This window comes from Enterobacter sp. CGMCC 5087 (assembly GCF_003144775.1).
Taxonomy (GTDB): domain Bacteria; phylum Pseudomonadota; class Gammaproteobacteria; order Enterobacterales; family Enterobacteriaceae; genus Enterobacter; species Enterobacter cloacae_M.
On the sequence record NZ_QFXN01000237.1, the window covers coordinates 23,463 to 37,566 of the forward strand.

The window sequence follows — 14,104 nt, forward strand, 5'->3', positions numbered from 1 at the left end:
ATTCATAACTATGACAAATATGAACAGCTTCTGACATTTTGCATTTACGCACCTGTGATGAAGTGCAGATATCGGCATTCGCAGGAGATCCGCCATGAGCAGAACCCCGGTATTAGAGATGCGCAACATTGCCAAAACGTTTGGCAGTTTCCACGCGCTCAAGGGTGTGGATTTGACGGTTTTTCCTGGTGAGATCCACGCGCTGATGGGTGAAAACGGCGCGGGAAAAAGCACGCTGATGAAAATCCTCGCGGGGGCCTATACCGCCACCCACGGCGAGATCCTGATTGACGGTCAGCCGTTTCACATTAAAGGGCCGAAGGATGCGCTGGCCGCGGGAATCACCCTGATTTATCAGGAGATGCAGCTCGCGCCCAATCTGACCGTAGCCGAAAATATCTTCCTCGGCAGCGAGCTGTCGCGCGGCGGGATGGTGCAGCGCAAAGAGATGGCTGCCCAGGCGCAGGCGGTGATTGACCGCCTCGGCGCACAGTTCAGCGCTACCGATCTGGTGATGAAGCTCACCATCGCCGAACAGCAGCAGGTAGAAATTGCCCGCGCGCTGCACCGCAACAGCCGCATTCTGGTGATGGATGAACCCACCGCCGCCCTCTCCTCGCGGGAAACGCATCGCCTGTTTGAACTGATTTTGCGCCTGCGCGATGAAGGGATGGCGATCATCTATATCAGCCACCGCATGGCGGAAGTGTATGAACTCTCTGACCGCGTCAGCGTTCTGCGCGACGGGCAGTACGTCGGCAGTCTGACGCGCGACAAGCTCAACGCTTCCGAGCTGGTGCGCATGATGGTGGGACGACCGTTAAGCGACCTGTTCAACAAGGAGCGTGATATCCCCCTCGGCAGCCCGCGCCTCAACGTGCATCACCTCACCGACGGTAAAAAAGTACAGCCCTGCAGCCTGCAGGTGCGTTCCGGCGAAATCGTCGGGCTGGCGGGGCTGGTCGGGGCAGGACGTTCCGAGCTGGCACAACTCATCTTCGGCGTGCGCAAAGCCACGGGCGGCATGATTGAGGTCGACGGCGAGCCGGTGGTGATCCACTCCCCGCGTGCGGCCATCGAAAACGGCATCGGTTTTCTCACCGAGAACCGCAAGGAGCAGGGACTGTTTCTGGAGCTGGCGGCGCAGGAGAACATCACCATGGCGACGCTGGAGCGCGACGCCACCTTCGGCATGTTAAACCGCAAAAAAGCGCAGGCCATCTCCGATGACGCCATCGCCCTGCTTAACATCCGCGTGCCGCATGCTCAGGTGCGCGCGGGCGGGCTGTCGGGCGGCAACCAGCAGAAGCTGCTCATCTCCCGCTGGGTCGCGATTGGCCCACGCATTCTGATTCTGGACGAACCCACGCGTGGCGTGGACGTCGGGGCGAAAAGCGAGATCTACCGCATCATGAACCAGATGGCGCGCAAAGGGGTGGCGATTTTGATGATCTCCAGCGAGCTGCCGGAAGTGGTGGGGATGAGCGACCGGGTGTACGTGATGCGCGAAGGCAGCATCGCGGGCGAGCTTCACGGGCGTGACATCTCTCAGGAAAACATTATGACGCTGGCAACCGGCGTGAACGACACTCATCATCAGGCGGTGCAATCATGACAACTCCAACCCATCCGCAGCAGGTGGCGAAATCCGCCTCCGCCAAAAAAATGCTGATGAGCGATCTGATGCAAACGGTCGGTATTTTGCCAATTCTTATCCTGATTGTGGCGGTATTTGGCTTTATTGCCCCGAACTTCTTTACCGAGAGCAACCTGCTCAACATTACCCGTCAGGCGTCGATCAACATCGTGCTGGCGGCGGGAATGACCTTCATCATTTTAACCGGCGGGATTGACCTCTCCGTGGGCTCGATTCTGGGCACTACGGCGGTAGCGGCGATGGTGGTCTCGCTTATCCCTGAATTTGCGATGCTCTCCATTCCGGCCGCGCTGATGCTCGGCATGGTGCTGGGCCTGTTCAACGGCGCGCTGGTGGCCTTTGCCGGGCTGCCGCCCTTCATCGTGACGCTCGGCACCTATACGGCGCTGCGCGGCGCGGCCTATCTGCTGGCGGACGGCACGACGGTCATTAACTCCAACATCAGCTTCGAGTGGATCGGCAATAACTACCTCGGCCCGATTCCGTGGCTGGTAGTCATTGCCCTTGCGGTGATTGCGGTGTGCTGGTTCATCCTGCGCCGCACCACGCTCGGCGTACATATCTACGCGGTGGGCGGCAACATGCAGGCGGCGCGACTGACCGGCATTAAGGTCTGGCTGGTGCTGCTGTTTGTCTACGGCATGAGCGGCCTGCTCTCCGGCCTCGGCGGCGTCATGAGCGCCTCACGCCTGTACAGCGCTAACGGCAACCTCGGCACGGGCTACGAGCTGGATGCGATTGCGGCGGTGATCCTCGGCGGCACCAGCTTCGTCGGCGGGATCGGCACGATCACCGGCACGCTGGTCGGCGCCCTGATCATCGCCACCCTCAACAACGGCATGACGCTGATGGGCGTCTCCTACTTCTGGCAGCTGGTGATCAAAGGGGCGGTGATCATCATAGCGGTGCTGATCGACAAATACCGTACCCGACACCATCAAAGTGCATAACAACAAAACCCTACAGCTTCGAGGAAAACCATATGCGTTTGAAACCGTTAGTGACCGCGCTCTGTGCTGGCGCGCTGCTTGCCGCAACGCCGTTTGCGCAGGCAAAAGATCTGAAGTCCATCGGCGTGACGGTGGGCGATCTGGCCAACCCGTTCTTCGTGCAGATCACCAAAGGTGCCGAGCTGGAAGCGCGCAAGCTGGCTGGGGATAACGTCAAGGTGACGCTGGTCTCCAGCGGTTACGATCTGGGCCAGCAGGTGGCGCAGATCGACAACTTTATTGCTGCGAAGGTGGACATGATCATCCTCAACGCTGCGGACTCCAAAGGGATCGGCCCGGCGGTGAAGCGCGCGAAGGACGCCGGGATCGTGGTCGTTGCGGTTGACGTGGCGGCGGAAGGGGCGGATGCGACCATCACCTCCGATAACACCCAGGCGGGCGAAATGGCCTGTAAGTACATTACCGATCGCCTGAAAGGCAAAGGCAACGTGGTGATCATCAACGGACCGCCGGTCTCTGCGGTGCAAAACCGCGTGGAAGGTTGCCAGACGGAATTCAAAAAACATCCGGATATCAAGGTGCTCTCGGATAACCAAAACGCCAAGGGCAGTCGTGAAGGCGGTCTGGAAGTCATGACCTCCCTGCTGGCGGCCAATCCGAAGATCGACGGCGTGTTTGCGATTAACGATCCGACGGCGATCGGCGCCGATCTGGCCGCGAAGCAGGCTCAGCGCAACGAGTTCTTTATCGTCGGCGTGGATGGCAGCCCGGACGGTGAGGAAGCGCTCAAGCGCGAAAACTCGCTGTTTGTCGCAACCCCGGCGCAGGATCCGCAGGTGATGGCGGCAAAAGCGGTGGAGATCGGCTATGACATTCTACAGGGCAAACCTGCGCCGAAAGCGCCTGTGCTGATCCCGGTGACGATGATCGATAAAAAGAACGTCGGCACGTATAAGGGCTGGACGGTTAAGTAACCTCGGTGCGGCCTGATGCCCTCACCCTAACCCTCTCCCACAGGGAGAGGGAACTTACTCCCCTCTCCCTCAAGGGAGAGGGCCGGGTGAGTGCTAAGGTTTTGCAAAAAAAGCCAGGAGTCCCCATGAAACGCTCCGACATCAATGAAATTCTCGGCCACACGCGACAGTTCTTTTCCATGCACGACGTGCATCTCCCGCCGTTTGCCAGCTTCCCGCCCACAAAATGGCAGCAGCTTGACCAGGCCGCCTGGCAGGAAGTGTTCGACCTCAAGCTCGGCTGGGACGTGACGGCGTTCGGCGGCAACAGCTTTGCCGCTGAGGGCCTGACGCTGTTTACCCTGCGCAACGGTTCGCCCAACGGCGTGCCTTATGAAAAGTGCTATGCCGAAAAAATTATGCACGTGCGCGACGGCCAGGTGACGCCGATGCATTTTCACTGGCGCAAGCGGGAAGACATCATCAACCGGGGCGGCGGGAATCTGATTATTGAGTTATGGAATGCCGGGGCGCATGAAGAGACGGAAAACACCGACGTGACGGTCACCGTCGACGGCTGTCGTCAGACCCACGCGCCCGGCAGCCAGCTGCGCCTCATGCCAGGGGAAAGCATCTGTCTGACACCCGGTCTGTACCACAGCTTCTGGGGCGAACGCGGCTTCGGCGACGTGCTGGTTGGGGAGGTGTCATCGGTAAACGACGACGAGCACGACAACCACTTTTTGCAGCCCGTTGCCCGCTATAACAACATCGAAGAAGACGAACCGGCGCTGCTGGTGCTGTGCAACGAGTACAACCTGTTTCGGATATAAGGAGTAAATGATGCCATTGATCTCTCTTGCCGACGGTCTGGAGCACGCCAGGGCGCATCGCTACGCGCTGGGCGCGTTTAACGTGCTCGACTCCCACTTCCTGCGCGCGCTGTTCGCCGCCGCGAAGCAGGAACGCTCGCCGTTTATCATCAACATCGCCGAAGTGCATTTTAAGTACGTTTCTCTGGATTCGCTTGTCGAAGCGGTGAAGTTCGAGGCCGCCCGTCACGATATTCCCGTGGTGCTCAATCTCGACCACGGCCTGCATTTCGAGGCGGTGGTGCGCGCCCTGCGCTTAGGGTTCAGCTCGGTGATGTTCGATGGCTCTACGCTGAGCTATGAGGAGAACATTCGCCAGACGCGGGAGGTGGTGAAGATGTGCCACGCGGTCGGCGTGTCGGTGGAAGCGGAGCTGGGCGCGGTCGGTGGCGATGAAGGCGGCGCGCTGTACGGGCATGCGGATGAAGCGTTCTTTACCAACCCGCAGCTGGCGCGCGAATTTGTCGATTCAACCGGCATCGACGCGCTGGCGGTTGCCATCGGCAACGCGCACGGCAAATACAAGGGCGAGCCGAAACTCGATTTCCCACGCCTGGACGCCATTCGCCAGCAGACGGGGCTGCCGCTGGTTTTACACGGCGGCTCCGGGATTAGCGATGCCGACTTCCGCCGCGCCATCGAGCTGGGCATTCATAAAATCAACTTCTACACCGGCATGTCGCAGGCCGCACTCGCCGCCGTTGAGCAGCGCATGGCGAACCGCCAGCCGCTGTACGATGAGTTTGCCGAGCTGCTGCTGGGGATAGAAGAGGCGATTACCGATACGGTCGCCGAACAGATGCGCATCTTCGGCAGCGCGGGGCAGGCATAATGGAACGCAAAGGCATCATCGCCGCAGGCAACATGCTGGTGGATCACGTGCATCAGATCGTGCAGTGGCCGGAGCGCGGCTGGCTGGCGGAAATCACCCACAGCGAACGCTCAACCGGCGGCGCGCCGCTCAACGTGCTGCTGACGCTGGCAAAAATGCACGTTGGCCTGCCGCTGCAGGCAGTGGGGCTGATTGGTGAAGATGCCGACGGGGACTACATTCTGGCGATGCTCGACCAGTACCACGTCAACCGCCAGCGCGTGCAGCGCACCACCTTTGCCCCGACCTCCATGTCGCAGGTCATGACCGATCCCAGCGGACAGCGCACCTTCTTCCACTCGCCGGGCGCCAACCGCCTGCTGGATCTTCCCGCCTTCGATCGCTTAGACGGATCGATGAAGATCTTCCATCTCGGCTACCTGCTGCTGCTCGACAGCCTGGATATGCCCGATGACGAGTTTGGCACCCGCAGCGCGCGCCTGCTGGCGCAGATGCGCGACCAGGGGTATGAAACGTCGCTCGATCTGGTGTCCCGCAAGGGCGACCCGCGCTATCAGCCGCTGGTACTCCCTGCCCTGCGCCACCTTGATTATCTGGTGATTAACGAGCTGGAAGCCGGGGAGTTTAGCGGACTGGAGATGCGCGACGCCGACGATGCGCTGAATATCGCCCATATCGCCGATGCCGCGACGCAGCTGCTGGCGGCAGGCGTGCGTCAGCGGGTGGTGATCCACTGTCCGGAAGGCGCATGGGGTGAAGCGCCGGGTGAGCAAGGCCGCTGGATCCCATCATGGTTGCTGGAGCAGAAAGAGATTGTCGGCAGCGTCGGCGCGGGCGATGCGTTTTGCGCAGGCTTTTTATACGGCTGCCACGAATCGCTCCCGCTCACGGAGAGCATTTATCTGGCACACGCCTGCGCGCGAGCAAGCCTGCTGGCCGCCAACGCGATTGACGGCGCGAAAACGCTGGCCGAGCTGCAGGCGTTTATTCGCGAGAGCACTTAATTTAACAAAAATTGCGATTTTTCATTACAGTTCTATGAATTTTATATCCCCGAACTACACTCTCTCCATCTGGCATATTCGGCGTGGGCAGCACTCTGTCCGCACGCTTTTCCGAAATGAGATAGAAAGAGGACAAGGGAAAAATGTTCGCAGCCATCATCATCGGTATTTTCATTATCAGCGTTATTTATGCGCATTCACGCGGCAAAGAAAAACAGACGCTTTCTCGTCAGCTCTTTGACCATTCGACGTTCATGGCGCCCATTAATATGTTTATGACGGCGTTTTCTTCCCTGCCCGCCAGTCAGCCTTTCTTTGAAACAGAGCGCTTCCCGGAATTAAATAAGCTGACGGAAAACTGGCTGGTTATTCGCGAAGAGGCCCTGCGTTTGCAGCACCATATTAAGGCGGCGGAAAAAAATAACGACGCTGGTTTTAACACCTTTTTTAAACGCGGCTGGAAACGTTTTTACCTGAAATGGTATGCCGATGCCCACCCCTCCGCGCAGTCTTTATGCCCGGTGACGACCCGGCTGGTGAGTGAAATCCCCTCGGTGAAGGCGGCCATGTTTGCCGAGCTGCCGGCGGGGGCGAAGCTTGGCAAGCACCGGGATCCGTATGCGGGCTCGGTCCGTTACCATCTGGGCTTATTCACACCGAATGACGACCGCTGCTTTATTGAAGTCGACGGGCAGCGCCACAGCTGGCGGGATGGTGAAGCCGTTATTTTTGATGAGACCTACGTCCACTGGGCAGAGAATAAATCGGATCAAACGCGCATTATTCTCTTCTGCGATATTGAGCGTCCGATGAAATGGCGCTGGGCGCAGGCGGTTAACCATTGGGTGGGGACCACGCTGATGTCTGCGGCCAGCTCACCGAATGACGAGAATGACAGCACCGGCGGTATAAACCGCATCTTTAAATACGTTCATGCAGGCCGCGAGCGGGGGCAGCGTCTGAAAAAAAGAAACCGTAAGGCCTATTACGCCCTCAAGTATTTGTGCATCGCTGCAATCTTTGCCGCCATCATTGCTCCGGCAATAACGTAAGCCTTATGCCGCCTGTTCGGGCCGGCTCACATCGGTGGCAAACACGTAACCCAGCCCGCGGATCGTTTTGATGAGCGCTGGCTGATGCGGGTTAGCCTCGATCTTCCGGCGCAGGCGCATGATCAGCACGTCAATCGTGCGGTCGAACACGTCCGCGCTTTCGCTGTGGGTCAGCTCAAGCAGCCGGTCACGACTCAGCACCCGACGGGCATTTTGCGTGAGCGCCAGCAGCAGGCCGTACTCGCCCTGGGTTAAGGGGACAGGGTTACGCTGCGGATCGCTCAGCTCACAGCGGGTGGTATCGAGCGTCCATCCGTTAAAAGCAATGCCCGCTACGGGCGCTGCGGGGACTTCCGCCGCCAGTACGCCGGTACGGCGCAATACCGCTTTAACGCGGGCGACCACCACGCGCGGGTTGAACGGTTTGCCAATATAATCGTCGGCCCCCATCTCCAGCCCCACCACTACGTCTGACTCACTGCCCAGCCCGGTTAACATGATCACCGGTAGCGCCGGGCGCTGCTTTTGCAGCTGCAGCAAAACCTGTAAGCCGTTGATATCCGGCAGCATCATATCCAGCAGCACCAGCGCGATATTCGGCTCCTGTTGTACCTGCCGCAGTGCATCATGGCCGTTATGGCAGACAAGCACGCTAAAGACGTGCTCGCTCAGCACGTCCTGAAGCAGTTCGCAGACTGCCGTATCGTCATCAACCACCAGGATCGCCGGTTTCATCGTATGCTTCCGTCAGGGGATTATGTTAAGTCTGAACCATTCTGCCGTCTGCTCCAGTCAAATGGTTTTTTCAGTGACGGAAATTCAACCCATGTCACATCCGCTGCCCTGTCGACACGTCAATTTTGACGATTGGCTGCTTTTTGTCAGGGTTTTCACCGCGAAGGGACCGTAAAGTCAGGGCATACCCATACAAAAAACATGGCATAGAAGCTGCATAGTGGGTGCGAATGATTCGATTAACTGGAGCAGACTGATGAAAAAAGTCGTCACGGTTTGCCCTTATTGTGCCTCAGGTTGCAAGATCCACCTGGTGGTCGATAACGGCAAAATCGTCCGGGCAGAGGCCGCACAGGGGAAAACCAACCGGGGCACGCTATGCCTGAAAGGTTACTACGGCTGGGATTTTATTAACGATACCCAAATCCTCACCCCGCGCCTGAAAACCCCTATGATCCGCCGCGAGCGCGGCGGCAAGCTGGAAGCCGTCTCCTGGAGCGAGGCGCTGGATTACGTCGCCACGCGTCTGAGCGCCATCAAGGCCAAGTATGGCCCGGATGCAATTCAGACCACCGGCTCTTCACGCGGGACGGGGAATGAAACCAACTATGTGATGCAAAAATTCGCGCGCGCCGTTATTGGAACCAATAACGTCGACTGCTGCGCTCGCGTCTGACACGGCCCATCGGTTGCAGGTCTGCACCAGTCGGTCGGTAACGGCGCAATGAGTAATGCCATCAACGAGATAGATAACACCGATCTCGTCTTCATCTTTGGTTATAACCCGGCGGATTCTCACCCTATCGTCGCGAACCACGTTATTCGCGCTAAGCAGAACGGGGCGAAAATCATCGTCTGCGATCCGCGCAAAATTGAAACCGCGCGCATTGCGGACATGCATATCGCGTTGAAAAACGGCTCGAACATCGCGCTGTTGAACGCAATGGGGCACGTCATTATTGAGGAGAACCTGTACGACCAGGCGTTTGTCGCCACCCGTACGGAAGGCTTTGAAGAGTATAAGAAAATAGTCGAAGGCTATACGCCTGAATCCGTCGAAGCGATCACCGGCGTCAGCGCGCAGGAGATTCGTCAGGCGGCCAGGATGTATGCCGGGGCGAAAACCGCCGCCATTCTGTGGGGCATGGGCGTGACCCAGTTCTACCAGGGCGTGGAAACCGTGCGTTCCCTGACCAGCCTCGCGATGCTGACCGGCAATCTGGGTAAAGCGCACGTCGGCGTTAACCCGGTGCGTGGTCAGAATAACGTTCAGGGTGCCTGCGATATGGGCGCGCTGCCGGACACCTACCCGGGCTACCAGTACGTGAAGTTCCCGGAAAACCGCGAGAAATTCGCGAAGGCCTGGGGCGTGGAAAGCCTGCCGGAACACACCGGGTATCGCATCAGCGAGCTGCCGCACCGTGCGGCGCACGGCGAAGTGCGTGCGGCCTACATCATGGGTGAAGATCCGCTCCAGACCGATGCCGAGCTGTCTGCGGTGCGCAAAGGGTTTGAGGATCTGGAGCTGGTGATTGTCCAGGATATCTTCATGACCAAAACCGCGGCGGCGGCGGATGTGATTTTACCGTCGACCTCCTGGGGCGAGCATGAAGGCGTCTACACGGCGGCAGACCGCGGCTTCCAGCGCTTCTTTAAGGCGGTCGAGCCGAAGTGGGACCTGAAAACGGACTGGCAGATCATCAGCGAAATCGCCACCCGCATGGGCTACCCGATGCACTACAACAACACTCAGGAGATCTGGGACGAATTGCGCAATCTGTGTCCGGACTTCTACGGTGCAACCTATGAAAAAATGGGTGAGCTGGGGTACATCCAGTGGCCGTGCCGGGATGAGTCCGAAGCCGACCAGGGGACGTCATACCTCTTTAAAGAGAAGTTCGACACCCCGAACGGGCTGGCGCAGTTCTTCACCTGCGACTGGGTCGCGCCGATCGATAAACTCACTGACGAGTATCCGATGGTGCTCTCCACCGTGCGTGAAGTGGGCCACTACTCCTGTCGTTCGATGACGGGTAACTGCGCCGCGCTCGCGGCGCTGGCGGACGAACCGGGCTACGCGCAAATCAACACCGCCGACGCAGCGCGCCTCGGCATTGAGGATGAAGCGCTGGTGTGGGTGAACTCGCGCAAAGGCCGGATCATTACCCGTGCGCAGGTCAGCGACCGTCCGAACAAAGGGGCGGTCTATATGACCTACCAGTGGTGGATTGGCGCCTGTAACGAGCTGGTCACGGAGAACTTAAGCCCGATAACCAAAACGCCGGAGTATAAATACTGCGCCGTACGCGTGGAGCCGATTGCGGATCAGCACGCAGCGGAACAGTACGTCATCGACGAATATAACAAGCTGAAAGCCCGACTGCGAGAAAGCGCAATGGGTTGAAGCCGTTAATTCATCAGTGAATAAAGGGAGTGAGATATTCACTCCCTTTTTATTTCCGATTAACTCATCAAATATATCAATTATTAATCTGGAAAGCGGCTCGCAGAAATAATGTAATTCTCGCGAAAAAGAATTACATCTTTGCATTTTAATTCAGAGGGATAAGATGTGCGGCGGGTGCTTAAGACTTTCTGTCTTGAGCATTGTTGAGGGACAGAAAGTAGAAAGCCCCGGGAAATTTTCATTTACCCGAGGCTACTCCCTCAACTCCGACAAGTTGAGAGTAGCCTCTTATTCTTTTTTTGACAAGGAGTAAAAGGCATGACGCCATTAAAAACTGCGTTAAGCATCGTCTTTATTATTTGCCTGACGATAGTGATCTTTACCTTTATTACTCGCGGCAGGCTCTGCGAGTTTTCAATAAAGAGTGAGCATCAGGAGGTGGCGGCTAAATTAGCCTGCAACGCAGGCTAACCTCTACGGGCGGAACAACGGTTCCGCCCGGCTTGCAGGATGCTGAGGTCTTAATGCACCCATTTTTTTCTTCTGTCGCCGCGATTATACTGCGCGGCGTGTACCCCGATGATAAGAACCCATGAAACATATTTTTCTGTTGTTGTTACTTTTTACATCGCTTGTCTGTGCCGACGAGATTGGCAGCCAGTACAAAGAACAGGCTGAAGCGGGTGACGCCCGTGCCCAGTATTATTTGGCCGATACATACTTTAGCTCCGGTGACAGCAAGCAGGCCGCGCTGTGGGCCGAGAAAGCCGCTAAAGGTGGCGATGTCGACGCCATGGGGCTGCTCTCGCAAATCCTCTTTACCCAGGGAAATTATGCGCAAGCTAAGGCGCTGGCGCAGCAGGCAACCATCGCAGGCAGCAAACGCGGCGCGATCATGCTGGCGCGCGTGCTGGTCAACACTCAGGCAAGTAAAACTGACTATCCTCAGGCCATCAAACTGCTGCAAACGGCGGCCGAAGATATTGACAACGACTCTGCGGTAGATGCGCAAATGCTGCTGGGGCTGATTTATGCCAACGGCGTTGAAGTGGCCCAGGACGACGTGCAGGCCGCCTCGTGGTTCAAGCGGAGCTCGGCACTTTCACGCACGGGCTACTCCGAGTACTGGGCAGGGATGTTGTTCAGGCAGGGTGAGAAAGGCTTTATCACGCCCAATAAACAGAAAGCGCTGTACTGGTTGAACCTGAGCTGCACTGAAGGCTTTGATACCGGATGCGAAGAGTTTGATGCGCTGAGCGGAGAGTAAAGTGCCGGGTGGCGGCTTCGCCTTACCCGGCCTACAAAATCCGTAGGCCCGGTAAGCGCAGCGCCACCGGGCTTAGGATGTTACTGGTCGGCCGTCTTATCAAAACGACCCAGCACCTCGCGTTCATACGCCAGCGCTTTTTTACGATCGAACTTGTGTTCCCACTTGGCGATAACCAGCACCGCCAGGGCATTCCCCACCACGTTCAGCGCGGTACGCGCCATGTCGAGGATACGGTCGACACCGGCGATAAACGCCAGACCTTCCAGCGGAATACCGACGCTGCCGAGCGTCGCCAGCAGCACTACGAAGGAGACGCCCGGTACGCCTGCAATACCTTTGGACGTCACCATCAGCGTCAGCACCAGCACGATCTCCTGCCACAGCGACAGGTCAATGCCGTACAGCTGCGCAATAAAGATAGCGGCGATGCTCTGGTACAGCGTCGAACCGTCCAGGTTAAAGGAGTAGCCGGTCGGTACCACGAAGCTGGTAATAGAGGCAGGCGCGCCGTAGGCTTCCATCTTCTCAATGATGCGCGGCAGCACGCTCTCAGAACTTGCCGTGGAGTACGCCAGAATCAGCTCATCTTTCAGGATGCGAATCAGGATCCAGATGCTCAGCCCGCACAGACGCGCCACAATCCCCAGCACCACCAGCGCGAAGAACAGAATGGCGAAGTGAACCAGGAGCACCAGCTTCGCCAGCGGCCACAGGGAGGCAAAACCGAAGTTCGCCACGGTCACCGCGATAAGCGCAAACACCCCTACCGGCGCGTAACGCATCACCATGTGGGTCACTTTGAACATGGTTTCGGAGATAGAGCGGAACACGGTCACCAGCGGCTCACGGTGCGTCGCCGGCAGGGAAGAGAGCCCCAGACCAAACAGCACCGAGAAGAAGATGATGGGCAGCATCTCGCCCTTCGCCATCGACGCCACGATGTTGGTCGGCACCAGCGACAGGATAGTGCCCATCAGGCCATGCGCATGGCTCTGCACGTCAGCGGTCGTACTTTGGTATTTCGAAATATCCACCGTGGCCAGCTGCGACATATCGATCCCGGAACCCGGCTGGAACACGTTCGCCAGCGTGATACCGAGGATAATCGCAACCGTAGTGATCACTTCGAAATAGATAATGGTTTTCGCACCAATACGGCCTAACTGCTTCGCATCGCCGACGCCCGCAATACCGACCACCAGCGTCGAGATCACAATCGGTACCACAATCATCTTGATCAGATGAATAAAGATATCCCCTGCCGGAGAGAGCAGGTTCGCAATCAGCCATTCGCGGCTGTCGCTATGATAGTGGAGGTAACTGCCCAGCAAGATGCCCAGCACAAGGGCGATTAAGATCTGCCAGGCAAGGCTGACTTTAACGTTTTTCATAGAAACTGACTTCCTCAATGAAGCACCTTATTCACTCAAACTGCATGAACAGGGAGACATACTGAAAGGGTATGAATTGTGTTGCGTTGGTTTATGGGATTTTTTAACGCGGCGTATGAGTATCATTTGCGCGACCTGTTGCGCAAGCCTTAAAGAACGACGCGTTTCACTCATAAAAGCGACGATGACGTGAGTTTGTTCTAATTCTGATAAATAACCTTTTGTTATAAAAACGCTTTTTTAAACATAAATGTGAATAATCGTCAGCATCAATTATTTTCCTTCAAAGTTTCATTCGCTCATTTTTCATACTCTTCAAACAATGCGTGATCTGTAGCCCAAATAATAAACAAAGCTTGTAAAGCCCCTACAATTAACGTTTTTGCGACATATTATTAACATCTTACAAGGAGAAAAAAAGCCATGAGCCAAATACATAAACACGACATTCCCGCAAATATTGCGGACCGTTGCCTGATCACCCCGGAGCAGTACCACGAGAAATATCAGCAGTCTGTCACCTCCCCGGACACCTTCTGGGGTGAGCAGGGCCATATCCTTGACTGGATCAAACCTTATCAGAAGGTGAAGAACACCTCCTTTGCACCCGGCAATGTCTCCATTAAATGGTATGAAGATGGCACCCTGAACCTGGCGGCGAACTGCCTTGACCGTCACCTTGCCGAGCGCGGGAATGAGACGGCCATCATCTGGGAAGGCGATGACGCCTCGCAAAGTAAACATATTACGTACAAAGAGCTGCACCGCGACGTGTGCCGCTTCGCCAATGTCCTGCTGGAAAAGGGCATTAAAAAAGGCGATGTGGTTGCTATCTATATGCCGATGGTGCCGGAAGCGGCGGTGGCCATGCTGGCCTGTGCGCGTATCGGCGCAATTCACTCGGTGATTTTCGGCGGGTTCTCGCCAGAGGCGGTTGCGGGCCGTATTGTCGATTCCAGTTCAAAACTGGTGATCACCGCC

The 14,104-nt window shown here is 57.1% G+C and carries 13 protein-coding genes; 11 read left to right on the top strand and 2 right to left on the bottom strand.

Annotation, left to right across the window (positions count from 1 at the left end; translation table 11 throughout):
* Positions 1-94 precede the first annotated feature (94 nt).
* The 7 genes from DEO48_RS21215 (at position 95) to lpxO (ending at position 7,320) form a co-directional block, all read left to right on the top strand.
* On the top strand, positions 95-1,615 hold the full coding sequence (locus tag DEO48_RS21215) for a sugar ABC transporter ATP-binding protein (RefSeq protein WP_039266969.1): 1,521 nt from the start codon (positions 95-97) through the stop codon (positions 1,613-1,615).
* Positions 1,612-2,607, top strand: coding sequence for a ribose ABC transporter permease (locus tag DEO48_RS21220; RefSeq protein WP_023310077.1), 996 nt, complete (start codon positions 1,612-1,614; stop codon positions 2,605-2,607). Before DEO48_RS21215 ends, DEO48_RS21220 begins: the two co-directional genes overlap by 4 nt.
* A gap of 32 nt (positions 2,608-2,639) precedes the next feature.
* The gene (locus DEO48_RS21225) at positions 2,640-3,581 is read left to right on the top strand and encodes an ABC transporter substrate-binding protein (protein WP_021242935.1); all 942 of its coding nucleotides are present in this window, start codon (positions 2,640-2,642) and stop codon (positions 3,579-3,581) included.
* 125 nt (positions 3,582-3,706) lie between these two features.
* Entirely contained in the window at positions 3,707-4,393 is a 687-nt protein-coding gene (locus tag DEO48_RS21230) for a D-lyxose/D-mannose family sugar isomerase (protein ID WP_023310076.1), read from the top strand.
* Between the two features lie 10 nt (positions 4,394-4,403).
* Positions 4,404-5,264: a ketose 1,6-bisphosphate aldolase gene (locus tag DEO48_RS21235; protein WP_109846215.1), complete on the top strand. Its 861-nt coding sequence runs from the start codon at positions 4,404-4,406 to the stop codon at positions 5,262-5,264.
* The gene (locus DEO48_RS21240; RefSeq protein ID WP_109846216.1) at positions 5,264-6,268 is read left to right on the top strand and encodes a carbohydrate kinase family protein; all 1,005 of its coding nucleotides are present in this window, start codon (positions 5,264-5,266) and stop codon (positions 6,266-6,268) included. The genes DEO48_RS21235 and DEO48_RS21240 overlap by 1 nt, the downstream gene beginning before the upstream one ends.
* Positions 6,269-6,411: 143 nt before the next feature.
* Positions 6,412-7,320, top strand: coding sequence for a lipid A hydroxylase LpxO (lpxO, locus tag DEO48_RS21245; RefSeq protein WP_109846217.1), 909 nt, complete (start codon positions 6,412-6,414; stop codon positions 7,318-7,320).
* A gap of 3 nt (positions 7,321-7,323) precedes the next feature.
* Here lpxO and DEO48_RS21250 read toward each other — a convergent pair whose 3' ends face one another.
* Entirely contained in the window at positions 7,324-8,055 is a 732-nt protein-coding gene (locus DEO48_RS21250) for a response regulator (RefSeq protein ID WP_109846218.1), read from the bottom strand.
* A gap of 256 nt (positions 8,056-8,311) precedes the next feature.
* Here DEO48_RS21250 and fdhF point away from each other — a divergent pair, with 256 nt between their 5' ends.
* The 3 genes from fdhF to DEO48_RS21265 all read left to right on the top strand — a co-directional run bounded on the left by fdhF (position 8,312) and on the right by DEO48_RS21265 (position 11,729).
* Positions 8,312-10,459, top strand: coding sequence for a formate dehydrogenase subunit alpha (fdhF, locus tag DEO48_RS21255; protein WP_109846219.1), 2,148 nt, complete (start codon positions 8,312-8,314; stop codon positions 10,457-10,459).
* Between the two features lie 321 nt (positions 10,460-10,780).
* Positions 10,781-10,933 (top strand): Hok/Gef family protein, encoded by a 153-nt coding sequence (locus DEO48_RS21260; RefSeq protein ID WP_109846220.1) that lies wholly within the window; start codon positions 10,781-10,783, stop codon positions 10,931-10,933.
* Positions 10,934-11,054: 121 nt separating this feature from the next.
* A complete protein-coding gene (locus DEO48_RS21265) occupies positions 11,055-11,729 on the top strand; it encodes a tetratricopeptide repeat protein (RefSeq protein ID WP_109846221.1) in 675 nt (224 codons plus the stop codon).
* A gap of 80 nt (positions 11,730-11,809) precedes the next feature.
* Here DEO48_RS21265 and gltP read toward each other — a convergent pair whose 3' ends face one another.
* Entirely contained in the window at positions 11,810-13,123 is a 1,314-nt protein-coding gene (gene gltP / locus DEO48_RS21270) for a glutamate/aspartate:proton symporter GltP (protein ID WP_023310067.1), read from the bottom strand.
* Between the two features lie 423 nt (positions 13,124-13,546).
* Here gltP and DEO48_RS21275 point away from each other — a divergent pair.
* Positions 13,547-14,104, top strand: a 558-nt coding sequence (locus DEO48_RS21275) for an AMP-binding protein (protein WP_146198312.1), incomplete at its 3' end; no start/stop codon positions are given.

Bases quoted from the DNA above. Each gene is read 5' to 3' on its own strand.
- DEO48_RS21215 (WP_039266969.1), top strand. From the start codon at position 95: ATGAGCAGAACCCCGGTATTAGAGATGCGCAACATTGCCAAAACGTTT.
- DEO48_RS21220 (WP_023310077.1), top strand. From the start codon at position 1,612: ATGACAACTCCAACCCATCCGCAGCAGGTGGCGAAATCCGCCTCCGCC.
- DEO48_RS21225 (WP_021242935.1), top strand. From the start codon at position 2,640: ATGCGTTTGAAACCGTTAGTGACCGCGCTCTGTGCTGGCGCGCTGCTT.
- DEO48_RS21230 (WP_023310076.1), top strand. From the start codon at position 3,707: ATGAAACGCTCCGACATCAATGAAATTCTCGGCCACACGCGACAGTTC.
- DEO48_RS21235 (WP_109846215.1), top strand. From the start codon at position 4,404: ATGCCATTGATCTCTCTTGCCGACGGTCTGGAGCACGCCAGGGCGCAT.
- DEO48_RS21240 (WP_109846216.1), top strand. From the start codon at position 5,264: ATGGAACGCAAAGGCATCATCGCCGCAGGCAACATGCTGGTGGATCAC.
- lpxO (WP_109846217.1), top strand. From the start codon at position 6,412: ATGTTCGCAGCCATCATCATCGGTATTTTCATTATCAGCGTTATTTAT.
- DEO48_RS21250 (WP_109846218.1), bottom strand. From the start codon at position 8,055: ATGAAACCGGCGATCCTGGTGGTTGATGACGATACGGCAGTCTGCGAA.
- DEO48_RS21260 (WP_109846220.1), top strand. From the start codon at position 10,781: ATGACGCCATTAAAAACTGCGTTAAGCATCGTCTTTATTATTTGCCTG.
- DEO48_RS21265 (WP_109846221.1), top strand. From the start codon at position 11,055: ATGAAACATATTTTTCTGTTGTTGTTACTTTTTACATCGCTTGTCTGT.
- gltP (WP_023310067.1), bottom strand. From the start codon at position 13,123: ATGAAAAACGTTAAAGTCAGCCTTGCCTGGCAGATCTTAATCGCCCTT.